The sequence below is a fragment of the Luteipulveratus flavus genome, from assembly GCF_029439465.1.
Classification (GTDB): Bacteria; Actinomycetota; Actinomycetes; order Actinomycetales; family Dermatophilaceae; genus Luteipulveratus; species Luteipulveratus flavus.
The window spans coordinates 192,396-217,067 of sequence record NZ_JAROAV010000033.1; the positions used below are offsets into that span (position 1 = coordinate 192,396).

Sequence of the window (24,672 nt, forward strand, 5' to 3'; positions counted from 1 at the left end):
AGGGTCAGGCGCGGACGAGGACGTGGCCACCTGGGGTCGTGAGCCGGAACCAGCGCGCCGCCGAGTGGACCTGGCCGACGTCGCCGCGCAGGAAGCCCAGCGCGTACGCGCCGAACGCCACGCCGGACGGCAGCCCGTCGGCGCCTCCGTCGTGAGCGATCGGACGGGTCCACACCCGGTGCCGCAGGTCCTCGACGGCGGCGGCCCCCGACCCCTCCGGCGCGCCCTGTGCGACCTCGGAGACTCCTTCTGTCGCAACGCTTCTCAGCTGGTCCAGAGCGATCTCGCCGACCTGCTGCCACCCTGATCGCGGCGGGGTGACCGCCGCCCAGGCCGCCCGTACGGTCATCGGTGGCAGGTCCAGGACGGGCTGGTCCGCCGTCGCCCGGGCGAGCCGGTCGCCGACGGCCGCGAGCGGGACGACCGTGTCGACCTCGGCGGGCTCGCCGAGTCGCAGGACCCGCAGGCCCACGACCGTGCCCTGCCCCAGCAGCCCGCGCCCGCGCAGGACACCGACCCAGGCCGCGAGCGTCGTCCCCGCCGCCTGCAGCCGGACGGCACCGTCCGCATCGAGCGCGCGGGCGCGGGAGACGTACGTGGCGAGGTCGGCCAGGGAGTCCGTGTCGGCCAGACGCAGCCCGCTCATGCGTGCCCGACGGGTCGGCGTCGCAGCGCCACGGGCGCGCCCTCGACCTTGCGGAGCAGCGCGCGGTCCTGGTCGGTGAGCCGGACCGGCCGCTGGGCCTCCATGTCGAAGCAGACCTGGGTCGTCTCGGCGGCGGCGTACACCTGCGCGTCGTCGGCCCGGGAGTCCCTCACCTCGTAGCAGATGTCGAACGACGCGCCTGAGACCTTGCTCACCCACAGCGCGATGACGACCGGCTCCGGGCGGTACTTCAGCTGGCGCAGGTAGTCGATCTCGGTGCGGGCGATGAGCAGCTGCGGGTGGTGCACGCTGCCGTCGTCGCGCCGGAACCAGTCGCGCAGCGCCAGGACCCGGGACTCCTCCAGCAGGCGGACGAACTGGACGTTGTTGACGTGGCGCAGAGCATCCATGTCGGACCAGCGCAGGGGGACGTCGACGGCGTACGGACGGGACGGCATGGCGTCCATCATGACAAGTGCCTCCGCGCCCGGTCGCTAGAGTCCCCGTCGTGACATCAGCGCAGAGCCCCTCGCCCCTGGACCCCGTCGACGACCTGCTGGAGACGCTGGACCTCCAGCCGATCGGGCAGGCGCGGATCCGGGTCGACTCGCCGGAGGCGGACGAGCCGGTGGCCCTCGGGGACAACGCTGCCGACCTGTTCGTCGGGCGCAGCCAGCCGCAGCCGCACGGTCGGGTCTTCGGCGGCCAGGTGCTCGCGCAGTGCGTCATCGCCGCCGGCCGTACGGTCGCGGACCAGCCCGGGCAGCCGGCCCGGCCGATCCACTCCCTGCACGGCTACTTCCTGCGCGCCGGGGACTCCAGCGAGCCGATCAGGTTCGCGGTAGAGCGGCTGCGCGACGGCGGGTCCTTCTCCGCCCGCCGGGTCCACGCGCTGCAGCACGGGCAGGTCATCATGTCGATGATCCTGTCCTTCCAGCTGCCGGCCGACGGGCTGGACCACCAGGCGACCATGCCGGCCGCGCCGTCTCCGGACCGGCTACGGACCGCCGCCGACGAGGTCGGCGACATCGACCACCCGATGGCCCAGCACTGGGCCTACCGGCGCGCGGTGGACATCCGCCACGTCGAGGGGCCGCTCTACCTCGAGCCGGGGGCGCAGGCCGCCGCGCAGCAGAACATCTGGATGCGGGTGACCGAGCGGCTGCCCGACGACCCACTGCTGCACGCCGCCGTGCTCGCCTACGGGTCGGACTACACCCTGCTGGAGTCGGTCCTGCGTCGCCACCGGCTCAGCTGGGCCGACCCGCGCATCCGCGCCGCCAGCCTCGACCACGCGATGTGGTTCCACCGGCCGCCGCGTGCGGACGACTGGGTCCTCTACCAGCAGGAGTCGCCCTCGGCCTCCGGCGGCCGCGGCCTGGGCATCGGCAAGATGTTCGCCGCCGACGGCACGCTGGTCGCGACCGTCGCCCAGGAGGGCATGGTCCGGGTCAAGGAGTAGGCGACCGGGCGCGTCAGGTGGCGAGCGCGTCGACGGCCTCAGCCGACACGTCGAGGACGACGGTGTGGTAGCTCTCGATCCGCGACAGGATCGCCTCGCGCGGACCTGTCCGCCATGCCTCGCTGGAGTAGAACGAGGTCTCGAGGAAGTGCCGCTCCTCGGCACTCGCGAACGCCCGGATCAGGCACGCCTCGTCGTGCCCGTCCTCCGACGTCAGCGACCGCTCGGCCCGGACGACGCGGATGCCGTGCTGCTCCAGCAGCGGGAACGCCTGCTCGCGCATCACGCCGACGAACTCCTCGGCGGTCCCCGGGTGCAGTCGGTAGGTACGGATCTCCAGCAGCATGGTCGGCAGTGTGCACCATGCCCGAGAGGCTTGTGCCCAGTCGGCGGACAGCCGTACGGGGCGACGTCGTCCGCCGCCCCGTACGCCGTGCCGCCGCGAGCTCAGCCGGTGGTCGCGGCCCCGTAGATGTCCTGGTCCAGGCCGCCCGCGTTCGGGCAGGCGTCCGGACCGTACCCACCGCCGGGCTGAGGTGCCCGGCACTGCAGCACGTCGAAGCCCTCACCGCCGACGTACCGCGGGTCGTCGCCGGGTGCGACCTGTCGGGTGTCGGTCCAGGTGTTGTACGCCTGAGCCCCGACCGAGGACACGTAGTTGTAGTCACCGTGGAAGGGCACCTGCCGGTCGCCGAACATCTCGTAGTTCGGCATCTGGCTGCTGCGGGACAGCCGCGCGGTGGCCCAGGACGTGCCGCCGTCGCGCGACGAGGCACCGTAGGTGTCGAGACCCAGGGTGGCGGTAGCGAAACCGCCCCTGTCGCGGACGGCTCCGTCGTTGCCGGGCGGGTACTGCACGCTGTACGCCGGGTCGTTGCGGCTGTCGTGCCACACCGCGTGCAGGACTCCCCCGTCGGCGTTGATGTCGGGGAAGAACTGGTGACCCCGTGCTGTGGGCGCCAGGCGCCTCGGCGTGGACCAGGTGCTACCGCTCAGGGAGGTGAAGTAGATCCCGCCCTGTCCGACCCGCAACGTCGTCCCTACCGGGTCGGCGGTGTTGTACGTCGTCTGCGAGGCCTGCTCGGTGCCCGGGACGGTGGCGTCGTAGACGAGGTAGACGCGCTGGTCGGCGGCCTTCGGGTCGGCCGTGATGCGCGGCTGGCTGTCGTGCCGGAAGAACACGAACCCGCTCCGGCACGCGAACGGACCCGAGCCGCAGTCCCGGCTGTCGCCGACCGACTCCTCGCCGGCCTCCGACTCCGGCCCGTCACTGTTCTCGTACGCCTGCTCGTGCGCCTCCTCCGCGGCGGCGCCGTTGCGGGCGGTGTCGGCCGCGTCGAACGGCTCGAAGGTCGCCGCGGTCCGCGGCTTGCTGAAGCTGCGCCCGCCGTCGGTCGAGACGACGTACTGGATCGAGCTCTCCTGCTGGCCACGGTTCGTCTCGAACTGGCGGTAGGCGACGTACACCGTGCCGTTGCTGGTCACCGCGATGTCGGCGAACTGCACGTTCTTGGACCCGGTCGAGATCTTCGTGGGGTGGCTGAACGTCGCGCCGTGGTCGGTGCTGCGGGTGAACAGGATCTCGTTGTTGCCCGCCCGGCCCTGGAACACGCTCCACGCACCGTAGACGTTGCCGTTGTAGGGGGAGGAGACGCCGCGGTCGACCTCCAGCGAGGTCTTGTCGTTGAACCGGCCGTTCACCGCCGGGGTCCCGCTGCCGACGATGACCGTCCGGACGTAGCGCGCGGCGTCCTGGTCGTACGTCGCGATCCAGACCGAGCCGTTCTGCGGGGCGGCGCGGTTGAACGCGTTGCCCATGTAGAACAGCCGCCCCGAGGTGTCCCACGCCTGGACCGGGTCGCCGGCGTTGGTGATGCCGCGCTGGTGCAACGGGCTGGCCAGCCCCTCCGGTGACTGGTCGGTCGGGTAGCCCGGCAGGAGGCTGTTGGTCCAGGTGCCGCCGGAGTCGGTGCTGCGGTAGAAGCCGGTCCAGGTGCCGCCCGCCAGCTCGGTGGTGCAGTAGTCGTTGGAGCCGGACACCACGACGTTCGGCGTTCGGGCGTCGATCGCGGCCGACGGCTCGTTCTGCTGGCGCCGGTTGCCCCCGCACCGGGTGATCGCGTCACCGGCTGTGGGTGCCCGCCCGTTGGCCTTGACGTAAGGCCTGTCCACCGACACCGGGATGTCGGTGCGGACCACGGTGGTCGCCGAGGCGCTGAGGAAGGCAGAGGAGCCGGCGAGCGCTACGGCCGACAGCCCTGCCGCTGCTGCAAAGCGTGTTCGATGACGGAGCATGTGACTCTCCTTGCGCGTGACCGCGCTGTCGCACACCCCGCTACCCCCGCATCGAGGCGTGTCCGGAGGCGACCGTCGGTAGGCGGTCGTCGTCGTCAGATCGACGGGCTCGCGCTCGAGCATGGTGCGGCGGGGGCGTGGGCGATGCCGGTCCGGCCAGGCCAGGCTGCCACCGCCGCGCTGCGTGGACAAGATTCTTGCCGTTCCACGTGAAGACGCCCATGCCTCTGGCGACGCCGTTGTCCCCGGTGACCCTCTCGGGTCACCTCGTCCGCCTCGAGCCCCTCGCGCACGCTCATCTGCCCGGCCTGCAGGAGGCGGCCGCGGACGGACGGATGTGGGAGCGGTGGTACACCTCGGTGGCCCGCCCGGAGGACATGGCCGCCGACATCGAGCGACGGCTGGCGATGCAGGAACGCGGCGAGATGCTCGCGTTCACCGCCGTCCGCCGGGAGGACGACGCGGTGCTCGGCGGGACGACGTTCTACGACATCGACGCCGACGTGCCGCGCGTGTCGATCGGCTACACCTGGAACCGCGAGTCGGCGCACGGGACGGGCACCAACCCGGAGTCGAAGCTGCTGCTGATGACCCACGCGTTCGAGACGTTCGGTGTGCAGTGCGTGCGCTACGAGACGAGCTGGATGAACGCTCAGTCCCGGGCGGCGATCGAGCGCCTGGGCGCCCGGCGGGACGGCGTGCTGCGGGCCGACCGGCGCGAGCGCACCGGGTCGTTGCGAGACACCGTCGTCTACTCGGTCCTCGCCTCGGAGTGGCCGTCGGTCAAGGACGGCCTGCTGCACCGGCTGCGCAACCGGGTCCCCGCAGCGCCGCCGGAGTGACGCAGCGGAGGCGCGTACCGAGTCTGGTCTCGATACGCGCCTCCGCCGGCGCTCCGGCGCTACTCGAGCGGCGAGGAGGTGCTGCCCGACTCAGTCGCGGGTGAGGCGGCGGTGGGTCACCCGGTGCGGACGCGCCGCCTCGGGGCCGAGGCGCTCGACCTTGTTCTCCTCGTACGCCTCGAAGTTGCCCTCGAACCAGTACCAGGACGCCGGGTTCTCCTCGGTGCCCTCGTAAGCCAGGATGTGCGTCGCCACCCGGTCCAGGAACCACCGGTCGTGGCTGATGACCACGGCGCAGCCGGGGAAGTCCAGCAGGGCGTTCTCCAGCGAGCCCAGCGTCTCCACGTCCAGGTCGTTGGTCGGCTCGTCCAGCAGCAGGAGGTTGCCACCCTGCTTCAGGGTGAGCGCGAGGTTGAGGCGGTTGCGCTCACCACCGGAGAGAACGCCGGCCTTCTTCTGCTGGTCGGGGCCCTTGAAGCCGAACTGCGAGACGTACGCCCGGGACGGGATCTCGACGTTGCCGACCTTGATGTGGTCCAGCCCGTCGGAGACGACCTCCCAGAGGGTCTTCTCGGCGTCGAGCCCGCCGCGGCTCTGGTCCACATAGCTGATGTTGACGGTGTCGCCGACCTTGACCGAGCCGGAGTCGGGCTCCTCCAGGCCGACGATCGTCTTGAACAGCGTCGTCTTGCCGACGCCGTTCGGGCCGATGACGCCGACGATGCCGTTGCGCGGCAGCGTGAACGACAGACCGTCGATGAGCGTGCGGTCGCCGAAGCCCTTCTTGAGGTCGGCGACCTCGATCACCTGCGCGCCCAGCCGCGGGCCCGGCGGGATCTGGATCTCCTCGAAGTCCAGCTTCCGGGTGCGGTCGGCCTCGGCGGCCATCTCCTCGTAGCGGGCGAGGCGAGCCTTGGACTTGGTCTGGCGGGCCTTGGCGTTGGAGCGGACCCACTCCAGCTCCGACTTCAGTCGCTTGGCGAGCTTGGCGTCCTTCTTGCCCTGGACCTGAAGTCGCTCCTGCTTCTTCTCCAGGTACGTCGAGTAGTTGCCCTCGTAGGGGTAGAGCCGGCCCCGGTCGACCTCACAGATCCACTGCGCGACGTGGTCCAGGAAGTACCGGTCGTGCGTCACCGCGAGGACGGCGCCGTGGTACTGGGCCAGGTGCTGCTCCAGCCACAGGACCGACTCGGCGTCCAGGTGGTTGGTGGGCTCGTCGAGCAGGAGCAGGTCGGGCTTGGACAGCAGCAGCTGGCACAGCGCGACCCGGCGGCGCTCACCACCGGAGAGGACGGTCACGTCGGCGTCGCCCGGCGGGCAGCGCAGTGCGTCCATCGCCTGCTCGAGCTGGGAGTCCAGGTCCCACGCGTCGGCCGCGTCGATCTTCTCCTGGAGCTTGCCCATCTCCTCCATGAGGGCGTCGAAGTCCGCGTCCGGCTGCGCCATCTCCTCAGAGATCGCGTTGAACCGGTCGAGGTCCTTCTTGATCTGGCCGAGGCCTTCCTCGACGTTGCCGCGCACGTCCTTGGTCTCGTCCAGCGGCGGCTCCTGCAGCAGGATGCCGACGCTGTAGCCGGGCGAGAGACGGGCCTCACCGTTGGAGGGCTGGTCCAGGCCGGCCATGATCTTCAAGATGGTGGACTTGCCCGCGCCGTTGGGCCCCACGACGCCGATCTTGGCGCCCGGGAAGAACGACATGCTGACGTCATCGAGGATGACCTTGTCGCCGACGGCTTTGCGGGCCTTGGTCATGGTGTAAATGAACTCGGCCATGCGGGAAAGGCTATCTGTGGCACGCCCGCGGAACCCAATCGAACCTGCTCAGGACGCCTGCTGGCCCACCTCGACGTACTCCGGTCCGTCGGCGTCACCCGGCGTCAGACCGATCTCCCGGACGACGTCGCCGTACGGCTCCGGCGTGGGCTCCTCCCCCGGCGCGGCCGGCTCGTCCTCGGCGAAGCGGTCCAGCCGCGGCCGCGCCTCCCGGGCGAACTGCGCCCGCCCCTGGGAGAGGTCGTGCCCGATGTGCTCCGCAGTGATGTCGATCGAGCGCTGGGTCTCGCCGTGCTGCCCGGTGTACTCCCGCACCCGCAGCTCACCGAACACCACGACCGGCTCGCCCTTGTGCAGGGAGTTGAGCGCGTTGATCGCCAGGTTGTTGAACGCCGACACGTTGTAGAAGCTGGTCGCATAGTTCACCCACGCACCCGACTCCGCGTCCTTCTTGCGGGCGTTCACCGCGATCCGCATCGAGGCGAACGGCTCACCCTTCTTGGTGGCCCGCATGTCCGGCTCGCCCACGAGGTTGCCCGCGATCGTCACCTGAGTCCTCAGCATCGTCCTGCCCTCTCGGTCACCCGGCACCGGCGGCCGGGACTGCTCTGATCGTGCGTCCCCGGGCACCTGCTCGACCACGGCCCGGATCCGCGCTGTGGAGGCCGGAGCACAAACCAGTGGGTTGTGGAGAACGGCACCCCTACCGTGAGCGGCATGCTCATCCCGCCACGCCCTCGTCCCGGCGACCGGGTCGCCGTCCTCTCCCCCGCCGCGGCGCTCCCCGCGATCCTGCCGGCGCCGTTCGACCTCGGTCTGCAGCGAATGGCCGACGAGCTGGGCCTCGTCCCGGTGGAGTACGCGACGACCCGGAAGTGGGGGTCCTCACCGGCCGAGCGGGCCGCCGACGTGCACGCGGCGTTCGCCGACCCCACGATCGCGGCGGTCATGACGAGCATCGGCGGCAACGACCAGATCAAGGTCCTCCCGCACCTGGACGCCGACCTGATCCGCGCGAACCTCAAGCCGTTCTACGGGCTCAGCGACAACACCAACCTGTGCGCCTACCTGTCCAACCTCGGCATCGTGTCCTACTACGGCGGCACCGTCATGACCGTGCTCGGTCGCTACGGGTCGACCAACCCGCACAGCATGGAGGCGCTGCGCGCGGCGCTCTTCGACGGCGGCTGGTACGAGCTGCGTCCGGCCGAGCGCTGGACCGACATGGGCAAGGACTGGGCCGACCCGGCGAACCTGCTGGAGGAGCCGGAGATGTTCCCCGGCACCGGCTGGCAGTGGCACGGCGGCGCCGACACCGTCGAGGGCGACCTGTGGGGCGGCTGCCTGGAGATCGTCGACTGGAACCTGCGCGCGGCCCGCTGGCTGCGTCCCGACCACGAGTACGACGGGCACGTGCTCTTCCTGGAGACCTCGGAGGAGATGCCGAGCGCGAGCTACGTGTACGAGGTGCTGATGTGCCTGGGCGAGCGTGGGCTGCTGCAGCGGTTCAGCGCGCTGCTGATGGGCCGGCCCAAGGGCTGGGAGCTCGAGCACCAGACCACCCCGCAGGAGCGGACGGCGTACGTCGAGGCGCAGCACGAGTCGGTGCTGCGGGCCATGCGGGAGTACTCCCCCGACGTACCCGTCGTGCTGGACGTCGACCTCGGGCACACCGATCCGCAGCTCGTCGTGCCGTACGGCGGTCGGTGCCGCATCGACCCGGGCGCCCGCACCGTCGCCGTCCACTACTGACCCGGCACGCCCCGCTCATACTGCGTTCGGTGTTCCTGACGTGGTTCGAGCTGCGTCAGGAACACCGAACGCAGTTCGAGCAGCGCAGCGCAGCGCGGGATGGGGACGGGCCGGGTGGGCGCCCGAGCGGGACCATCAGCGGGCCGCCTCGGCGAGCTCCTCGCGCGTCGTCCGGTGGGTCTGCAGGACGTGCCTGACCGGCGCGACGATCTTCTCGTCCGCGACCGCGGTGATCGCCTTCGTGAGCTGCCGGCGGGTGGCGGCGGCCCGGTGGCGAGCGGCCCTCCGGGCGATCCACCGCGCGATCGCGGCCAGCAGCAGACCGAGCACCACGCCCCCGACGAGGAGCACCAGCGGTACCGGCAGCCAGCCCCATCGCGGCACGCCCACGTCGATCTGGACCCAGCCGAGCACCATCAGCACCAGCAGCCAGGCGAGTCCAGCCACGGCCACCGCCGCGAGCAACCACTGCAGCACGGAGAACAGCACCCACCACCACGGACGACCCGTGGGCAGCGGCGTCGACAGCACGGCCTGGTCGAGCGCGTCCGTCATCGACCGGTCCGGTGGCGTGGCCGCGTCCTGCACGGCCTCGCCCCACGAGGGCGGCAGTCCCGCGGCGGCGGACTCCCCGAGGCGGCGGGTCGCGACCTCGACGGCGGCCCGGGCCGCCGGCGTCGCGGGCGGCAGCGAGCTGCGTCCGGTCAGCACGCGGACGTCCTCCCCCGTGAGCGCGGGGCGTCCGTCGGACCCGGGACGGTCCAGCCCCAGGCGACGCAGCGGAGCGGCCCGCAGCCGGGTCGTCCATCTCGTGAACGGCCATCCGGTCGCCTGGACCGCTCGCATGCGGTAGTCGCGCTCGACGGCCTTCTCGACCAGCGGCACCCCGGCCGCTCGACCGAGGGCGTCGACCAGCTCGGGGCTGGCCTTGGCGCTGACCTCGGGCTCGGCGTCGCCGACGTACGCCCGCAGCTCCTCCGCCCGGGAGCGCACGTCCGCGGCGAGCCGCTGCTCGGCGGCGTTCTTGGTCTGCACGACGCGGGCGAGCTCGCGGGCGAGCTCCCACAGGCCGACGCCCGTCACCGCTGACGTCGGGATGACCGTCACCTCACCGAGGCCGTCGCGGCGCATCAGCCGCTCCAGGTCGGCGACGCACTCCTGCACCTGGGACGGGGTGAGCCGGTCCACCTGGTTGAGGACGACCAGCGTGACGGTGTCGTACGTCGCGAGTCTGCGGACGTACTCGTCGTGCAGCACCGCATCGGCGTACTTCTGCGGATCGGTGACCCAGACGAAGACGTCCGCCCGCTCCAGCACCCGGTCCGCCTCGGCGCGGTGCGCGGAGACGCGGGAGTCGAAGTCGGGCAGGTCGAGCAGGACCAGTCCGTCCAGCGCGTCCGAGTCGGCCTGCCCGCCGGCGACCTGGTGGCGGCGCTCGACCTGCAGCCAGTCCAGCACGGGCGCGCTCGGCTCGTCGCCCCAGACGGCCGCGGTCGACTGCGCCGTGGTCGGCCTGCGGGCGCCGATCCGCGAAGCCGGCTCGCCGACCAGGAAGTTGAAGATGCTGGACTTGCCGCTGCCGGTGGCCCCGGCGAGCGCCGCGACGGTTCGGGTGCCCCGGACGGCGGTGCGCTCCTGGACCTTGGCCCGCAGCGCGCGAGCGGCGGCGGCGTCCTCGGCGGGCAGGTGCGCCTCGCCCGCGTCCACCGCGCGGAGCAAGGCGTCGCTGCGAGCGACCAGCTTCTCCTGGGACACGGTCGGGGTGACCTTGTCCGCATGCCAGAGCAGCTTGCGCAGAGGGCTCATCGCGCGTCCTTCACGGCGTTGACCGCCGCGCGGAGGCGGTCGGCGGAGTCGGGGTCCACGGACAGGCCGCGCAGGGCGTCGTCGTACCGGCGGCGCTCGTGGGCGTACAGGTCGTCGACGTGGTCCAGCAGCCGGCGACGGGCCTTGGCCGACAGGCTGCGCACCGCCTGGTCGCCGAAGATCGCCTCCAGGAGCCGCTGGGCGACGACGGCCGAGCCGCCGGCGATGCCGACCTCGGCACCGGTGAGCCCGGCGGTCGCGGAGAAGGTGATCAGCATGAGCATGACCGCGATGCCGTTGACGCCGAACGCGAGGAACCGCGCGGTCGTCCGCCGGCCGCCGGCCTCCGAGCGGACCAGCTCCAGGACCTCGCCCTGCCACTCGCGGACCAGCCGCTGGACCCGGGAGTCGAAGTCGGTGGACACCCCCGCGAGGCCGGGATCGGCGGCCAGGAGCTCCGCGCCGCCCGGGCGGGTACGCCACTGACGGGCCACCGCCAGCGCCGCGGCCTCGCCGTGGGAGGCGATCAAGGCGGCCACCCCGGTGTGCAGCGCCTCCCCCAGCTCGGCGGTGGGGACGCCCTGGCCCCGGCCGCGCAGGATCGCCGACACCTTGTCGCGCAGCTTGCCCACCCCGGCGTCGAGCTGGCGGAACCACTCACCGGTCCCGACGAACTCCTGCCAGCGGGCCAGGACCTCGCCGCGCAGCAGCGAGCCGTCGCTCATCCCCTCGGCGACCTCGTCGTGCGCGTGCTGATAGGCGACCGCGACCGTCGAGCCCAGCCCGTCCGCCGCGTCGGCCTGCTCCTGCGTCGCGTCGGCGAGCGTGCTCGCCCGGCCGGACAGCGAGTCGATCGCGCCGGTGAGCGTGCGGCGGATGACGGTCGAGCGCGCGTGAGCGTCGGCGGCGAGCGAGGTGAGCCAGGACCTCATCCGGCTGACCTCGGTGTACGGCAGCAGCCCGTGCTCGTCCAGCCGGCTCTCCAGCACCGCGAAGATCGGGGACTGCCCGAGCCCCTGGTCCATCAGCATCTGCGCGAGGTCGGCACGGACCTCCTCCATCGCGTCGACCGGCACCCGGTTGAGCACGACGGCGACGGACGTACCGCGCTCGGTGGCCTGCTGGAGCAGCGACCAGGGCACCGCGTCGGCGTACCGCACGGCTGTCGTCACGAACAGCCACAGGTCGGCCGCGGAGAGCAGCTGGCGAGCGAGGTCGCGGTTGGCCTCGACCACGGAGTCGATGTCAGGCGCGTCCAGGAGCGCCAGGCCGGCCGGGATGTGGTCGGAGGCGACCAGCCGCAGCTGGCCCGGGTCCTCATCGGCGCCGACGCCGCCGGTCAGCCGGGCCAGGCCGGGCAGGATCCGGTTGTCGGCGAACCAGCGCGCGTCCTGCGGGTGGTGGATGAGGACGGAGGCCCGGGTCGTCGGACGCAGCACGCCGGCGCGGCTCACCACCTCGCCGACGATGGAGCTGACCAGGGTCGACTTGCCGGCGCCGGTGGACCCGCCGACGACGCACAGCAGCGGTGCGTCCAGCGAGCGCAGCCGCGGCAGCACGTAGTCGTCCAGCTGGTTCAGCAGCTCGACCCGGTCCCGCCGCGCCTCGTCGGCACCGGCCGTGCCGATCGGCAGGGCGCTCTGCTCGACGGCTGCCCTCATCGTCTCGACCGCACCGGCAACGGCGACCGTGTCGGGGTCGACCCGTCGCGCGCCTCGGCTCCCGCTCACGAGCACAGCATTCCTTGTGAGCGCCCGCTCTCCAAGTGGACACCGCGTCGTCGCGCCCGGTTTCTCGGTCTGTCGGCCGTCGTGACGGTGGCTCGGCGCGCCGACCGGTCTCGTCTCCTCAGCCCTCGGGCCGCCCCGCGATCGTGTCGAGGTCCCGTACGGCGTACCGGTGGTGCTCCCACTCCTCCTCCAGGATCACGTGCAGGCAGGAGCGGGTGGTCTCGGGATACTTCGGCGCCCAAGGGTTCTCGCGGGCGGTGTCCAGCTCCTGCGGCGTGACCGAGACGATGAAGTCCCGCACCATGGCGACGCGGTCTGCGCGGGCGTCCAGCACGTCACCGTACGCGGGGGTGCCGGAGGCGAAGGTCGACAGGTCCAGCCCCTCGGCGCCCGAGCCGGGCTGGCCGAGCGGGTGGTACGGCTGCTCGATGCCCAGGACGGCCCGGCCTAGCCACACGTCCGTCGCGAAGACGAGGTGGCGCAACGTCTGCGCGAACGACCACTCACCGTCGACCGAGACGTCGACCGTCCCGGCCGGCATCGCGGCCGCGCGCTCCAGGGTGGCCGCCCAGGTGCCCTCCAGGGCCGCCCACGCCGAGCGCAGACCGTCCGGGTCCTCGGCGCGCCGCTGCTCACGGCCCGGCGAGCGCCGGTCCAGCTCGGCCTCGACGAACCCGCTGACGTCGACGCCGTTGACCAGGAAGTGGTCACCGTGCACGAGCCACGGAGCGTCGATGTCCGCGCGAGCGACCTCGACCCCGCGCATCACCACGCCGGTGAGGTCGGACTCCACGAAGCGGGCGCCCTGCAGGTCGACGCCGGTGAACCGCGCGTCCTTCAGGTCGTCCGATCGGTCGAACGTCGCCATGGCCACTCCCTCGTCGACGGGCGGTCGCCGAGCACGAGGAGCGGCGTCGGCGTACGGATCAGGCGAAGAGAGTCTGCCCGATGTGACCGCCGTCGCGCGCGCCCGGAGGGATCGCGAACAGCCCGGACCCGGTGTGCTGGACGTACTCCATCATCGCGTCCTGGCGGGCCATGCGCATCTGCATCGGGACGTACTGCGCGGACGGGCGCCGGACGTACGCGAGGAAGAACAGGCCCGCGTCCAGGCGGCCGATGGCGTCGTTGCCGTCGGTGAAGTTGTAGCCACGCCGCAGCATCCGGACACCACCATTGGTGTGGGGGTGAGCGAGGCGGACGTGTGAGTCGGCGGCGATGAGCGGCACGCCGCCACGCCCCTTGGCCGCGAGGTCCGGCTCGGTGAACTCGGTCCCACCGGACAGCGGCGCCCCCTGCGGACGGTCGCGTCCGATGATGGTCTCCTGCTCGCGCAGCGAGGCGCGGTCCCAGGTCTCCAGGCGCATGTTGATGCGCCGGGCGACGAGGTAGGAGCCGCCGGTCATCCAGCCCGCCGCGGGGTCGTCCCGCTGCCCCACCCACACGTGCTCGTCGGCCTGGCCCGCCTCCTCGGCCTTGAGGTTGGCCGTGCCGTCCTTGAACCCGAACAGGTTGCGCGGCGTGGCCTGCGCGGTCGAGGTCGAGGACGTGCGCCCGAAGCCGAGCTGCGCCCAGCGGATCTGCGCGGAGCCGAAAGCGATCCGCGACAGGTTGCGGATCGCGTGCACCGCCACCTGCGGGTCGTCGGCGCAGGCCTGGACGCACAGGTCGCCGTCGGAGCGGCTCGGGTCGAGCTTGTCCCCCGGGAAGTGCGGCAGCGCAGCGAGCTCACGCGGCTGACGCGCGGCGATGCCGAAGCGGTCCTTGCCGTGGGCGTCGCGGAACAGCGAGGGCCCGAACCCGAACGTCAGGGTCAGCCCGGACGCCGGCAGTCCGTCGGCCTCGCCGGTGTCGGCGGGCGGCGCGTCGTACGACGTCTCCTCCGCCTGCGCGGGGCGTCCCTGGGTCATCTCGGCCGCCGCGAGGGTCCACGCCTGGAGCAGGGTGACGAGCTCCTCGCGGGTCGTGGCCGTCACGTCGAAGGCTGCGAAGTGCAGCCGGTCCTGCGCGGGCGTCACGATGCCGCTCTGGTGCGGGGCGTAGAAGGGGTAGCGGCGCATGGCGCCTCCGGCCGGGACGGTGTCGGCCGTGGCCCGACCGACGCCGAGACCCCCGGCGAACGTCGCGGCACCGACCGCGGCGCCCGTCCCGGTGAGGCCCAGCATCCGGCGCCGCGAGAGGCCGCGGCGCTGCGAGGGCGTCGTGTTGTCCTCGGTCATGGTTCCTCTCAGAGGGTGACGGTGGACGTCAGCTTCGACAGGGGCTCGGACAAGGCGTTCACCCCGGAGGCCAGCTCCTTGACCTGAGCCGGCGTCAGCTCGGTGTAGAGCACGAAGCCGTCGCCCTTCTTGTGCTGGTCGAGCAGCTTCTGCAGGGCGGTGAACTTCGTGGCGATGCTGGTGTCGAGCGTCTTGTCCTTGCGCTGGACGATGGGCCGCAGGTTCTCGAAGCCGACGCGAGCGCCGTCGACGTTGGCCTGGAAATCCCACAGGTCGGTGTGCGACCAGGTCTCCTCCTCGCCGGTGACCTTGCCGGTCGCCACCTCGCCCAGCAGCTCCTTGGAGCCGTTGGCGATCTGGTCGGCGGTGAAGGTCGTCGTGCGGGTGCGGTTGTACAGCGTGCGCGTGTCGGTCAGCAGCTGGTCGGCGACGGTGGCGCGCTGCGCGGGTGTGAGCCTGGTGTAGCCGGTCTTCGGCGGCCACAGGTCCTTCTCGATGCGGTGCCAGCCGGTCCACTTCTGCTTCGGCTCCAGGTCGGCCTCGCGCAGGTCCATCTTCGGGTCGAGGTCGCCGAAGGACTCGGCCACCGGCTCGACGCGCTCCCAGTGCCGGCGCGCGTCCGCGTACAGCGCCCGCGCCTGGTCGTCCTTGCCCGCCTTGTAGAGGCTGACGAACGACCCCGTCTTGGTGAGCAGCTGCTCGGTCTGGTCCTTGACGTAGGAGGCGTACCCGGTGCTGGCGTTCTGGGCGAGCACCTTGTCGTCGCCCGACGGCTCGAGGTCGGCACCGGAGTCGGTCACGGTGAAGGCCGACCTGATGCCCTGGCCGACCATGCCCGGCTTGCACGCCGTGAAGTACTTGCCCGGTGTGGCCTTCACGACCAGGTCGCGGGTCAGCCCGGGGGCGATGTTCTCGACCTCGCCGACGATCCGCAGGCCGTCCTCACCGAGCAGGTAGAACTCGGTGACCTGGCTGCCCTTGTTGGTGACGTTGAAGACCACGTTGCCCGAGGGCGCCTCCTTCGAGGAGACGTCACAGGTCTTCGCGTCCGAGCTGACCGACAGCTTGGCGTGGTCGCCCGACGCGTCGCCGCTGGGCGAGTTGGACGTGCAGCCGGCCAGGGCCGTCGCCGCGAGTGCGGCGGTGATGACGAGGGACGACGTACGACGGCTCACGCCGCGACCTCCTTGCGTGCCGCGTCGGGCGCGGGCTTCGGTTGACGGGTGGTCCGGATCTGCCGGACCAGCAGAGTCATCACCGGGACGACGTAGAGGAGCCAGACGGCGGCCTCGAGCCAGGTGGTCGCCGGCGAGAAGTTGAGGGTGCCCTTGAGCAGCGTGCCGAGGAGCGAGTCGGGCGGGATGGTGCCGGAGACGTCGAACGCCAGGTCGTGCAGACCCGGGAGGATGCCCGCCTCCTGCAGGTCGTGGACGCCGTAGGACAGGACGCCGGCGGCGACGAGGACGAGCATGAAGCCGGTCCAGGTGAAGAACTTGGCGAGGTTGAGCTTGAGCGCGCCCTTGTAGAACAGCCAGGCGAGCACGACCGCGGTCGCCAGGCCCAGCGCCGCGCCGATCAGCGGCTCGGTGGTCGAGGCGTTGTCCCGGGTGGCGGCGCTGGTCGCGGACCACAGGAAGAGCGCGGTCTCCAGGCCCTCCCGGCCGACGGCCAGCACAGCGACGACGACCAGGCTGAGCCTGCCGCCCTCGACCGCCCGGTCGACCGCGCCCTTGAGCTCGGTCGACAGCGTGCGGGCGGTGCGCGCCATCCAGAAGATCATCCAGGTGACGAAGCCGACGGCGACGATGGACAGCGTCCCCCCGAGCGCCTCCTGCGCCTCGAACGTCAGCCCCTGCGGGCCGTACGTGAGCAGCGCGCCGAAGCCGAGCGAGACGGCCACGGCCGCGGCGACACCGAGCCAGACGCGGGGCAGCAGGTTGGCCCGGTCCGTCTTGACCAGGTAGGCCACGAGGATGACGACGACCAACGAGGCCTCCAGGCCTTCACGCAGTCCGATCAGGTAGTTCGCGAGCACAGCGGTACCGATTCTCCGTCGAGTCCATTAGGAAAGGCATCCCTTACCAAGGGTGGACTGTACCCCGGCCCGCGGTCCGTCGCGCAACTCGGGCGGGAGCCGGTCCTAGACTGTGGACGGCCCACTCGCGCAGCGCGCGGGCCATGCCCCCGTGGCGCAACGGATAGCGCAGCGGCCTTCTAATCCGCCGGTTGCAGGTTCGAGTCCTGCCGGGGGCACCACAGCACGTTCATCCGGTCGGCGTGTCGCCCCCGGCGGCGGCTCACAGGTGGCCGAGCACCTCGAACTTGCGGTAGATCGCCGTGCCGAGGAACTGCTGGCGGCGCACCGACATCAGGTCCAGCAGCCCCCGCTCCTCCGCGAGCGCCCGGTCGTCCACCTGACCGCGGTTGAGCCGGGCCCGCAGCATCGCCAGCTCGGACGCGGCGTCCTGGAACTCGTGCATCTGCTTCTTGCTCTCGGCACCGCCGTGGGCGAACGCCCAGGCGCGGGCGTACCGGCGCTCGGGCATCGAGGAGAGCATCGCGACCTCGGCGTGGGTGAGCCAGCCGTGGTCGGCGTACGGGCTGAGCTGGGCGCCGATGAGGCTCGCCTCGCGCCGCCGCGCCCACAGCAGCAGCCCGGCGAAGGCGAGGAACAGCGGCACCTGGACGACGACGTACAGCAGCAGCCAGCCGCCGGAGCTGATCACGGCGGCGGCGTTCCACAGGCTGTGCAGCGTGATCGCGCAGACCCAGCCGAGCAGCGGCGCGGTCCAGCGCACCAGCGGCTTGCGGGCGGTGGCGGCCACACCGACCCCGATCCCGGTGCAGATGGTGAACATCGGGTGGGCGAACGGGCTCATCAGGACCCGGACGACGAACACGCCGAACAGCCCCTTCTCGCCGGCGTCGGCGTACCCGTTGGCGAGGTAGAGGATGTCCTCGACGAAGGCGAACCCGCAGGCGGCGAGCCCGGCGTAGACCATCCCGTCGAGGATGCCGTCGATCTCCCGGCGCCGGAACAGCAGGAGCAGGACGGGCGCCAGCCCCTTGAGGGTCTCCTCGACCACCGGGGCGACACCGACGGCGACGAGCGGGTTGCCCTCCTCCCCCGCGCCGAGCAGGTAGCCGCCCAGGTCGTTGAGGAACGCGGCACCCAGGGTGGCCACGCACGCGCCCCACAGGAACGCGAACAGCAGCATGCCGGTGGGCTCGGACTCGAACCGGTCGACCCACAGGAACACCGGGACGACGATGCCGACGACGACCACCGACAGGACGGCGCCCAGGACGGTGCCGGTCACGCCGGCGGTCGCGCCGACCAGGGCGAGCATCAGCAGACCGCAGAGGCCGAACACCACCGTGAGCGCGGCCACGAGCAGCCACCGACGCAGGGCGGGACGGCGGGCCATCGCCGGCGGGATTCCGGTGGCCGGTGCGGGAGCCGTGGCGTGACGGCCGGGGTGCATCGCTCCACCTGTCATGGCCCGGAGGGTAGTGCAGGTGCCTAAGGTGGGCGGATGACCGACTCAGCCGCTGGACGTGCCCGGACCGACCGCATCGTGTGGATCGACTGTGAGATGACCGGGCTCGACCTGCAGGCTGACGCGCTCATCGAGGTGGCCGCGCTGGTCACCGACTTCGAGCTGAACCAGCTGGGCGACGGCGTCGACGTGGTGATCAAGCCCCCGGCCGAGGCGCTGGCCCAGATGGGCGACTTCGTCCGTGACATGCACACCACGAGCGGACTGCTCGAGGAGCTCGACGGCGGCGTGACCATGGCGGAGGCCCAGGAGCAGGTGCTGGCGTACGTCCGTGAGCACGTCCCCGAGCCGCGCAAGGCGCCGCTGGGCGGCAACACCGTCGGCACCGACCGCAGCTTCCTGGCCCGCGACATGGCCGAGCTCGAGCAGCACCTGCACTACCGGATCATCGACGTCTCCTCGATCAAGGAGCTGTCGCGCCGGTGGTACCCCCGGGCCTACTTCAACGCTCCGAAGAAGGGCGGCGGTCACCGCGCGCTCGCCGACATCCGCGAGTCGGTCAACGAGCTGCGCTACTACCGCGAGGCCGTCTTCGTGCCCCAGCCCGGGCCGGACAGCACCCGGGCGAAGGCCGTCGCGGAGCGGTTCGTCCTGTCCTCGACCGACTGACCTCGCCCGCGGAGCGGAGGGGTGTCACGAGCACCCCTTCGGAACCGCTACGATGGTCCGCGCTGCCTCCCCTTGCGGAGGCAGTCGCCATGGTGGGTATAGCTCAGCTGGTAGAGCATCGCGTTGTGGTCGCGAGGGTCGCGGGTTCAAGTCCCGTTACTCACCCCATGCAGGAACGGCCCGGCATCCTTCGAGGATGCCGGGCCGTTCTGTCTCGTCTCAGGACTGCGCGCGCCGGTCGCGGCGGAACTGCGGCTCGGGCGTCGCGCCGTCCACGGGCGCCGCCGCGGGCGCAGGCCGACGGGCGGCGTACCACGCACTGCGGCGGTCCTCCCGCTCCTGCTCGACCTCGCTGCGCAGCGGGCTCGGCATCGGTGTCCTGACGGACTTCTCCTGCTTCTTCGGCGGCTCGGGTCGCGCGGCCTGCTCTGCGCGCTCGACGTCGAACTCCGAGCGGCGGGCCTGCCGCTCGGAGTACACCTCGTCGCGAGCGACCGAGCGCCGCGGGTCGAAGCGGGAGCGCACCCGGTCGACCTCGGCCCACCGCTCCTCACGGGTGACCTGCGACTCCAGGGCCTCGCGCTCCTCCTTCGCCTTGCGCTCGGCCGTCTGGCGGGCGGCCTTGGCACGAGCCTCCTGCGCCTCCAGCCGGTCGCGGACCTGCCGGTTGTGGGCGGCCTCGACCAGTGCAGTCTCACGCCGCTCCTCGCGGGACAGGCGCACGATCTCCCGCTCCCGGGCGGAGTCGTAGGGCTGCCCGTGCGTCGCCTCCCGCAGCCGCGCGGCCTCCGACCGCCCGTAGGTGTCGGTCGTGCCATCCACCCGGCGGGTGGCGGGACGCGTGGGGTCCTCGGTGCTGGCGGTCATCGCTGATGCGGTCCTCTCGTTGCTACGGCGTACGGCGAGTGCGGGCACGAAGTTCTTCCCCGCGAGCTCGGGATCGTGGTCGGACGCGAGCCGCAGGGCGTGCGCCTCGCGCACCGCGTCGTCGTACTTCTCGGCCTTCTTCTCCAGGCCCGTGCTGTCGCGGGCCGGCAGCAGGATCATCTCCTCGGCGGGCAGGCCCGAGCGCAGCTGACGAGTGCGCTCGAGCTCGGCGTCCAGCTCGGCACCGAACAGCAGCGCGAGGTTGGTGAGCCACAGCCACAGCAGGAAGATCACCGCGCCCGCGAACGGCCCGTACGTCTTGTTGTAGCTCGAGCCGCCGGTGAGGGTGACGTACAGGAAGAAGGCGCCGGAGGCGATCACCCAGGCGAGGAAGCCGAACGCCGCTCCCCAGCTGAAGAACATCCGTCGCGGCTTACGGACGTTCGGTGTCGCCCAGTAGAGCAGCGAGATGATCAGGATGACGAACAGCACCACGACCGGCCACTTGGCGATGTTCCAGACCGCGACCGTGGTGTCGCCGAGGCCGATCTTGCTGCCGACCTCGCTGGCGACGCTGCCGGAGAACACCATCGCGACCAGCACCGCCACCATCAGCACGACCTGGATCGCGGTGATGAGGTAGAGCCAGGGGCGCAGCTTGAAGACCGAGCGGCCCTCGCCCACGTCGTAGATGCGGTTGAGCGCCCGGCTGAAGCCGCCGACGTACCCCGACGCCGACCAGAGCGCGCCGAGGACACCGATGACCAGGGCGAACCCTGCGCCGCCCTGGCTGGAGAAGCGCTCGAGGATGCTGCGCGGCGTGTCGAACATCGAGTCGCTCGCTGACTTGTTCAGGACGCCGGCGAAGATGTCGATCAGGTCGTCCGGCTGGATGTTGAACACCCCGATGAGCGACACCACCGCGACCAGCCCGGGGAACAGCGACAGCATCGAGTAGTACGTCAGCATCGCCGCGACGTCGGTGCACTGGTCCAGGGAGAACTTCTGCGCCGCGCGTTTCAGCGCGACCTTCCAGCTGGGGCCCGCAGTGGTGGGGACGAGACCACCGGCGGGGCGCTCGACGGCGGTCTCGGGTTCGAGTGTCTGCAGCGTCATCGTGTCCCTCTTCTCGACCATCTGTACCGAGTCCATACCCGCGATCGTCACGAACCTATCGACATCGGATGCCCGACCACCGCGCGCGACACCGCACAATGTCGCCATGAACCGAGCAGGCCAGCCGATCCGACGCACCGCCGTCGCGATCCTCCTGATGATGGGCGCCACCGCAGCCGTCCTCGTCAGCGCCGCCCCGACCGGGACCGCCTCCACCACCGGGCCCACCCCCACGTCGAGCACGACCCCGACCACGTCGACGACGACCACCCGGTCACCGTCGACGACCGCGGAGCCGACCACGACCAGGAGTCACTCCTCGACGAGCCGGACGACCTCCGGGTCGACCCGGACCCGCACGCCGCGCCCGACCCGGTCGCCCGACCAGCCCCTACCGGCCACCACGCCGGCTCCTCCGGCCCCCTCGGACGCCTCGCCCCGTGCCGGCACGACGTCGCGTCCCCGGCGCACGACGCTCACGGTCAACGAGCCCGCGGCCCCTGTCGACGGCTTCACCGGGACGACTCCGCCGAGCGCGAGCGTCCCCTCGGTGGTCGACGCGAGCGGCGCCGGCCCGGCCCCGGCGACGGGTCGCGCGGTCGGCACGCTCGACGAGCGCCGTCCGGAGACGTCATCGGGCGAATCGACCTCTCGGACCATGCTGTTCGGCGCCGTCCTGGTCGCCCTGACCGCGGCCGGGCTGGCCATCCGGGAGTTCCGCCGCTGACCCGAACCAGGCTCCGCGAGGGTCGCTCGCGCGGCCGCCCGGCTCGATTTCATGACCGGGCGATCACCCTGCTATGGTTTCCCCTCGTTGCGCCATTAGCTCAATTGGCAGAGCAGCTGACTCTTAATCAGCGGGTTCGGGGTTCGAGTCCCTGATGGCGCACCACCACTCCGAGAGCCGGGGTTCGACCATGTCGAGCCTCGGCTCTCGTCGTTCGTGAGGGAGACGTCATGGCGTGGCTCGTGCTGGTCATCTCAGGTGTCCTCGAGGCCGTGTGGGCGGTTGCGCTGGGCCGCAGCGAAGGCTTCTCGCGCCCGCTCCCGACGGTCGTCTTCCTGCTCGCCCTGGCCGCGAGCATGGGCGGGCTGGCCTACGCGCTGCGCACCCTGCCGATCGGGACGTCGTACGCGGTGTGGGTCGGCATCGGTGCCGCGCTGACGGTGGCGTACGGGATGGCGACCGGCGAGGAGAGCGTCAGCATCCTGAAGGTACTGCTCATCTGCGGCCTCATCGGCTGCGTGATCGGGTTGAAGCTCGCGCACTAGCCCCGGACCACCGGCGGCGGCACCGGGGAGGCACACTGGCCCGCGTGCGTGCACTAGCCAAGACCAACGCTGCTCCTGGCCTCGAGCTCATCGACGCCCCCGAGCCGACCTGCGGACCCGACGACGTCAAGATCCGGGTGCTGCGGGCCGGTCTGTGCGGGACCGACCTGCACCTGGAGAAGTGGGACGAGTGGGCGGCCTCGACCGTCCGCGTCCCCCAGATCATCGGCCACGAGTTCTTCGGCGAGGTCGTCGAGATCGGCGCCAACGTCACCAGCGTCCAGGTCGGGCAGCGCGCCTCCGGCGAGGGCCACATCGTCTGCGGCGAGTGCCGCAACTGCCGCGCGGGCCGTCGTCACCTGTGCATCCGCACCATCGGCATCGGCGTGAACCGGGACGGCGCCTTCGCCGACTACGTCGTGATCCCTGCCTCCAACGTGTGGGTCCAGCCCGACTCGATGGACCCCGACGTGGGCGCGGTCTTCGACCCGTTCGGCAACGCCACCCACACGACGCTGTCCTTCCCCATCGCCGGCGAGGACATCCTGGTGACCGGCGCCGGCCCGATCGGGGTCATGGGCGCGGCCATCGCCAAGCACGTCGGCGCCCGCAACGTCGTGGTCACCGACGTCAGCGACTACCGCCTCGACCTCGCTCGGGCCGCCGGCGCCGATCGCGTCGTCAACGTCACCCGGGAGCGGGTCGCCGACGCCCAGCGCGAGCTCGGCATGCGCGAGGGCTTCGACATCGGGCTGGAGATGTCGGGTCACCCCTCCGCCGTCGAGGAGATGATCGCCAACATGAACCACGGCGGTCGGATCGCGATGCTGGGGCTGCCGGCCGGGCCGTTCCCGATCGACTGGAGCCGGGTGATCACCCACATGATCACCATCAAGGGCATCTACGGCCGGGAGATGTACGACACCTGGTACGCCATGAGCGCGATGCTGCAGTCCTCCAGCGCACTCGAGCACGCCGTGCGCTCGGTCATCACCCACCGCTTCCCCGCCGAGCAGTGGGAGGACGCCTTCGCCGCCGCCCGCTCCGGCCAGTGCGGCAAGGTCGTCATGGACTGGAGCTGACCGCACCCGCGACCCCATCACGCAAGGAGCCACCGATGTACCGCATCAAGGACGACCTGACCGCCACCCTGGCCGAGATCGAGGACGCCGGCCTGACCAAGCGCGAGCGCGAGCTCACCTCGCCCCAGTCCGCGCACGTGACGACGCAGCAGGCGCAGGCGCTGAACTTCTGCGCCAACAACTACCTCGGCCTGGCCGACCACCCCGAGATCGTGGCCGCGGCGTCGGAGGCGTTGCAGCAGTGGGGGTTCGGGATGGCGTCGGTCCGATTCATCTGCGGCACCCAGGCGCAGCACACCGAGCTCGAGCGCCGGATCGCCGACTTCGTCGGCCAGGACGCCGCGATCCTCTACTCCTCCTGCTTCGACGCCAACGGCGGCACGTTCGAGGTGCTCTTCGGCGCCGAGGACGCGATCATCTCCGATGAGCTCAACCACGCCTCGCTGATCGACGGCATCCGGCTGTCGAAGGCCAAGCGGTTCCGGTACAAGAACGCCGCCATGGCCGACCTGCGGACGCAGCTGGAGGCGGCCCGCGACGCCGGCGCCCGCCGTACGGTCGTCGTCACCGACGGTGTCTTCTCGATGGACGGCTACTACGCCCCGCTGGACGAGATCTGCGACCTCGCCGAGGAGTTCGGCGCGCTGGTCATGGTCGACGACTCGCACGCCGTCGGCTTCGTCGGCGACGGTGGTCGCGGCACGCACGAGCTCAAGGGCGTCCTGGACCGCGTCGACATCGTCACCGGCACCCTCGGCAAGGCGCTCGGCGGCGCCTCCGGTGGGTACGTCGCCGCGCACCAGGAGATCGTCGACCTGCTGCGCCAGCGCTCCCGGCCGTACCTGTTCTCCAACGCCGTCGCGCCGAGCGTGGTGGCCGGCTCGCTCAAGGCCCTGGAGCTCGCGGAGACCTCGAACGACCAGCGAAAGGCGTTGCAGCGCAACACGGCCCTGTTCCGGGAGCTGATGACCGACGCGGGCTTCGAGCTGCTGCCGGGCTCGCACCCGATCACGCCGGTGATGTTCCCCGGCGAGGACGGTGCGCGTACGGCCGCGCAGGTCGCCGACGCGATGCTGCAGCGCGGCGTGTACGTCATCGCCTTCTCCTACCCTGTCGTGCCGCAGGGCCGGGCGCGCATCCGCGTGCAGCTGTCGGCGGCGCACAGCGAGGAGGACGTCCGTACGTGCGTGCAGGCGTTCGTCGACGCCCGCGCCGAGGTCACCGGGTCCTGAACCACGCGAGTCCTGTCTGCTCGGCACTCCATGGAGGGCCGGACAGACAGGACTCGCGGGTGTGACGGTGTTGCGCGGGCGTCGATCGGGTCAGAGGTAGAGGCCGGTCTGACCGTTGTCGCGGGCCTCGGCCGCGACGGCGTGCAGGTCGCGCTCGCGCAGCAGGACGTACTCCTTGGACTGCAGCTCGACCTCGGCCCGGTCCTCCGGGTCGAAGAGCACCCGGTCGCCGAGGCGGACCTGACGTACGTGGGCGCCGATCGCGACGACCTGCGCCCACGCGAGCCGCTTGCCGACGCTGGCGGTGGCCGGGATGACGATGCCGCCGCCGGACTTGCGCTCCCCCGACTCCCCCTGCTGGGACACCAGCACGCGGTCGTGGAGCATCCGGATGGGGAGGTCTCCGGAG

General features: G+C 71.6%; 23 protein-coding genes and 3 tRNA genes. 11 read left to right on the forward strand and 15 right to left on the reverse strand.

All coding sequences use genetic code 11. The features are described from left to right. Positions 1 to 4 precede the first annotated feature (4 nt). Entirely contained in the window at positions 5 to 646 is a 642-nt protein-coding gene (locus P4R38_RS14095; RefSeq protein WP_277192688.1) for a hypothetical protein, read from the reverse strand. Then, positions 643 to 1,104 (reverse strand): acyl-CoA thioesterase, encoded by a 462-nt coding sequence (locus P4R38_RS14100; RefSeq protein ID WP_275238832.1) that lies wholly within the window; start codon positions 1,102 to 1,104, stop codon positions 643 to 645. Before P4R38_RS14100 ends, P4R38_RS14095 begins: the two co-directional genes overlap by 4 nt. Positions 1,105 to 1,154: 50 nt before the next feature. On the opposite strand from P4R38_RS14100, the gene P4R38_RS14105 reads away from it, so the two are divergent. Further along, complete coding sequence (locus tag P4R38_RS14105; protein WP_277192689.1) at positions 1,155 to 2,108, forward strand: acyl-CoA thioesterase; 954 nt, start codon at positions 1,155 to 1,157, stop codon at positions 2,106 to 2,108. Between the two features lie 13 nt (positions 2,109 to 2,121). Here P4R38_RS14105 and P4R38_RS14110 read toward each other — a convergent pair whose 3' ends face one another. After that, positions 2,122 to 2,454, reverse strand: a complete 333-nt coding sequence (locus P4R38_RS14110; protein WP_277192690.1) for an NIPSNAP family protein — start codon at positions 2,452 to 2,454, stop codon at positions 2,122 to 2,124. 101 nt (positions 2,455 to 2,555) lie between these two features. After that, a complete protein-coding gene (locus P4R38_RS14115) occupies positions 2,556 to 4,403 on the reverse strand; it encodes a sialidase family protein (protein WP_277192692.1) in 1,848 nt (615 codons plus the stop codon). 221 nt (positions 4,404 to 4,624) lie between these two features. Here P4R38_RS14115 and P4R38_RS14120 point away from each other — a divergent pair, with 221 nt between their 5' ends. Further along, a complete protein-coding gene (locus tag P4R38_RS14120; protein WP_277192693.1) occupies positions 4,625 to 5,245 on the forward strand; it encodes a GNAT family N-acetyltransferase in 621 nt (206 codons plus the stop codon). A 90-nt stretch (positions 5,246 to 5,335) separates the two neighbouring features. Here P4R38_RS14120 and ettA read toward each other — a convergent pair whose 3' ends face one another. Then, a complete protein-coding gene (gene ettA / locus P4R38_RS14125) occupies positions 5,336 to 7,018 on the reverse strand; it encodes an energy-dependent translational throttle protein EttA (RefSeq protein ID WP_275238837.1) in 1,683 nt (560 codons plus the stop codon). Between the two features lie 48 nt (positions 7,019 to 7,066). After that, on the reverse strand, positions 7,067 to 7,582 hold the full coding sequence (locus P4R38_RS14130) for a single-stranded DNA-binding protein (protein WP_275238838.1): 516 nt from the start codon (positions 7,580 to 7,582) through the stop codon (positions 7,067 to 7,069). A 153-nt stretch (positions 7,583 to 7,735) separates the two neighbouring features. Between P4R38_RS14130 and P4R38_RS14135 the strand changes: the two genes are divergently transcribed. Then, positions 7,736 to 8,770 carry a S66 peptidase family protein gene (locus P4R38_RS14135; RefSeq protein WP_277192694.1) on the forward strand — a complete coding sequence of 345 codons (1,035 nt, stop codon included), beginning with the start codon at positions 7,736 to 7,738 and terminating at the stop codon, positions 8,768 to 8,770. Positions 8,771 to 8,905: 135 nt separating this feature from the next. Here P4R38_RS14135 and P4R38_RS14140 read toward each other — a convergent pair whose 3' ends face one another. The 6 genes from P4R38_RS14140 to efeU form a co-directional block, all read right to left on the reverse strand. Further along, entirely contained in the window at positions 8,906 to 10,576 is a 1,671-nt protein-coding gene (locus tag P4R38_RS14140; protein ID WP_277192695.1) for a GTPase, read from the reverse strand. Then, complete coding sequence (locus P4R38_RS14145; RefSeq protein WP_277192784.1) at positions 10,573 to 12,237, reverse strand: GTPase family protein; 1,665 nt, start codon at positions 12,235 to 12,237, stop codon at positions 10,573 to 10,575. The genes P4R38_RS14140 and P4R38_RS14145 overlap by 4 nt, the downstream gene beginning before the upstream one ends. 187 nt (positions 12,238 to 12,424) lie before the next feature. After that, positions 12,425 to 13,174: a DinB family protein gene (locus tag P4R38_RS14150; RefSeq protein WP_277192697.1), complete on the reverse strand. Its 750-nt coding sequence runs from the start codon at positions 13,172 to 13,174 to the stop codon at positions 12,425 to 12,427. A gap of 58 nt (positions 13,175 to 13,232) precedes the next feature. Next, positions 13,233 to 14,525, reverse strand: coding sequence for an iron uptake transporter deferrochelatase/peroxidase subunit (gene efeB / locus P4R38_RS14155; RefSeq protein ID WP_277192699.1), 1,293 nt, complete (start codon positions 14,523 to 14,525; stop codon positions 13,233 to 13,235). Between the two features lie 8 nt (positions 14,526 to 14,533). Further along, positions 14,534 to 15,700 (reverse strand): iron uptake system protein EfeO, encoded by a 1,167-nt coding sequence (gene efeO / locus P4R38_RS14160; RefSeq protein ID WP_277192701.1) that lies wholly within the window; start codon positions 15,698 to 15,700, stop codon positions 14,534 to 14,536. Beyond that, positions 15,697 to 16,560, reverse strand: a complete 864-nt coding sequence (gene efeU, locus P4R38_RS14165; protein ID WP_275238844.1) for an iron uptake transporter permease EfeU — start codon at positions 16,558 to 16,560, stop codon at positions 15,697 to 15,699. Before efeU ends, efeO begins: the two co-directional genes overlap by 4 nt. 145 nt (positions 16,561 to 16,705) lie before the next feature. Here efeU and P4R38_RS14170 point away from each other — a divergent pair. Further along, a tRNA-Arg gene (locus tag P4R38_RS14170) sits at positions 16,706 to 16,781 on the forward strand. A gap of 41 nt (positions 16,782 to 16,822) precedes the next feature. Here P4R38_RS14170 and P4R38_RS14175 read toward each other — a convergent pair. Continuing rightward, positions 16,823 to 18,025, reverse strand: a complete 1,203-nt coding sequence (locus tag P4R38_RS14175) for a PrsW family intramembrane metalloprotease (protein WP_277192702.1) — start codon at positions 18,023 to 18,025, stop codon at positions 16,823 to 16,825. 36 nt (positions 18,026 to 18,061) lie between these two features. Between P4R38_RS14175 and orn the strand changes: the two genes are divergently transcribed. After that, on the forward strand, positions 18,062 to 18,694 hold the full coding sequence (orn, locus tag P4R38_RS14180) for an oligoribonuclease (RefSeq protein ID WP_277192704.1): 633 nt from the start codon (positions 18,062 to 18,064) through the stop codon (positions 18,692 to 18,694). 92 nt (positions 18,695 to 18,786) lie between these two features. Then, positions 18,787 to 18,862: transfer RNA gene (locus P4R38_RS14185), tRNA-His, on the forward strand. 51 nt (positions 18,863 to 18,913) lie between these two features. Here the strand turns inward: P4R38_RS14185 and P4R38_RS14190 are convergent. Further along, a complete protein-coding gene (locus P4R38_RS14190; RefSeq protein ID WP_277192705.1) occupies positions 18,914 to 20,713 on the reverse strand; it encodes a YihY/virulence factor BrkB family protein in 1,800 nt (599 codons plus the stop codon). A gap of 70 nt (positions 20,714 to 20,783) precedes the next feature. Here P4R38_RS14190 and P4R38_RS14195 point away from each other — a divergent pair, with 70 nt between their 5' ends. From P4R38_RS14195 to P4R38_RS14215, 5 genes are all read left to right on the forward strand, one after another. After that, positions 20,784 to 21,404, forward strand: coding sequence for a hypothetical protein (locus P4R38_RS14195; RefSeq protein ID WP_277192706.1), 621 nt, complete (start codon positions 20,784 to 20,786; stop codon positions 21,402 to 21,404). Positions 21,405 to 21,493: 89 nt separating this feature from the next. Next, positions 21,494 to 21,569, forward strand: a tRNA-Lys gene (locus P4R38_RS14200). Between the two features lie 65 nt (positions 21,570 to 21,634). Further along, positions 21,635 to 21,949: a DMT family transporter gene (locus tag P4R38_RS14205; RefSeq protein WP_277192707.1), complete on the forward strand. Its 315-nt coding sequence runs from the start codon at positions 21,635 to 21,637 to the stop codon at positions 21,947 to 21,949. A gap of 44 nt (positions 21,950 to 21,993) precedes the next feature. After that, entirely contained in the window at positions 21,994 to 23,031 is a 1,038-nt protein-coding gene (tdh, locus tag P4R38_RS14210) for an L-threonine 3-dehydrogenase (RefSeq protein ID WP_275238850.1), read from the forward strand. A 35-nt stretch (positions 23,032 to 23,066) separates the two neighbouring features. Next, complete coding sequence (locus P4R38_RS14215; protein WP_277192709.1) at positions 23,067 to 24,263, forward strand: glycine C-acetyltransferase; 1,197 nt, start codon at positions 23,067 to 23,069, stop codon at positions 24,261 to 24,263. Between the two features lie 90 nt (positions 24,264 to 24,353). Here the strand turns inward: P4R38_RS14215 and P4R38_RS14220 are convergent, their stop codons facing one another. Next, positions 24,354 to 24,650 carry a GroES family chaperonin gene (locus P4R38_RS14220; RefSeq protein ID WP_275238920.1) on the reverse strand — a complete coding sequence of 99 codons (297 nt, stop codon included), beginning with the start codon at positions 24,648 to 24,650 and terminating at the stop codon, positions 24,354 to 24,356. Between the last annotated feature and the right edge of the window lie 22 nt (positions 24,651 to 24,672).

Coding starts and splice junctions, on each gene's coding strand:
- ettA (WP_275238837.1), bottom strand. CDS start 7,018: ATGGCCGAGTTCATTTACACCATGACCAAGGCCCGCAAAGCCGTCGGC.
- P4R38_RS14150 (WP_277192697.1), bottom strand. CDS start 13,174: ATGGCGACGTTCGACCGATCGGACGACCTGAAGGACGCGCGGTTCACC.
- P4R38_RS14190 (WP_277192705.1), bottom strand. CDS start 20,713: ATGGACTCGGTACAGATGGTCGAGAAGAGGGACACGATGACGCTGCAG.
- P4R38_RS14110 (WP_277192690.1), bottom strand. CDS start 2,454: ATGCTGCTGGAGATCCGTACCTACCGACTGCACCCGGGGACCGCCGAG.
- P4R38_RS14215 (WP_277192709.1), top strand. CDS start 23,067: ATGTACCGCATCAAGGACGACCTGACCGCCACCCTGGCCGAGATCGAG.
- efeB (WP_277192699.1), bottom strand. CDS start 14,525: ATGACCGAGGACAACACGACGCCCTCGCAGCGCCGCGGCCTCTCGCGG.
- orn (WP_277192704.1), top strand. CDS start 18,062: ATGACCGACTCAGCCGCTGGACGTGCCCGGACCGACCGCATCGTGTGG.
- P4R38_RS14130 (WP_275238838.1), bottom strand. CDS start 7,582: ATGCTGAGGACTCAGGTGACGATCGCGGGCAACCTCGTGGGCGAGCCG.
- P4R38_RS14095 (WP_277192688.1), bottom strand. CDS start 646: ATGAGCGGGCTGCGTCTGGCCGACACGGACTCCCTGGCCGACCTCGCC.
- P4R38_RS14175 (WP_277192702.1), bottom strand. CDS start 18,025: ATGACAGGTGGAGCGATGCACCCCGGCCGTCACGCCACGGCTCCCGCA.
- P4R38_RS14205 (WP_277192707.1), top strand. CDS start 21,635: ATGGCGTGGCTCGTGCTGGTCATCTCAGGTGTCCTCGAGGCCGTGTGG.
- P4R38_RS14120 (WP_277192693.1), top strand. CDS start 4,625: ATGCCTCTGGCGACGCCGTTGTCCCCGGTGACCCTCTCGGGTCACCTC.
- P4R38_RS14220 (WP_275238920.1), bottom strand. CDS start 24,650: ATGCTCCACGACCGCGTGCTGGTGTCCCAGCAGGGGGAGTCGGGGGAG.
- P4R38_RS14195 (WP_277192706.1), top strand. CDS start 20,784: ATGAACCGAGCAGGCCAGCCGATCCGACGCACCGCCGTCGCGATCCTC.
- P4R38_RS14140 (WP_277192695.1), bottom strand. CDS start 10,576: ATGAGCCCTCTGCGCAAGCTGCTCTGGCATGCGGACAAGGTCACCCCG.
- P4R38_RS14115 (WP_277192692.1), bottom strand. CDS start 4,403: ATGCTCCGTCATCGAACACGCTTTGCAGCAGCGGCAGGGCTGTCGGCC.
- P4R38_RS14135 (WP_277192694.1), top strand. CDS start 7,736: ATGCTCATCCCGCCACGCCCTCGTCCCGGCGACCGGGTCGCCGTCCTC.
- P4R38_RS14145 (WP_277192784.1), bottom strand. CDS start 12,237: ATGAGGGCAGCCGTCGAGCAGAGCGCCCTGCCGATCGGCACGGCCGGT.
- P4R38_RS14100 (WP_275238832.1), bottom strand. CDS start 1,104: ATGCCGTCCCGTCCGTACGCCGTCGACGTCCCCCTGCGCTGGTCCGAC.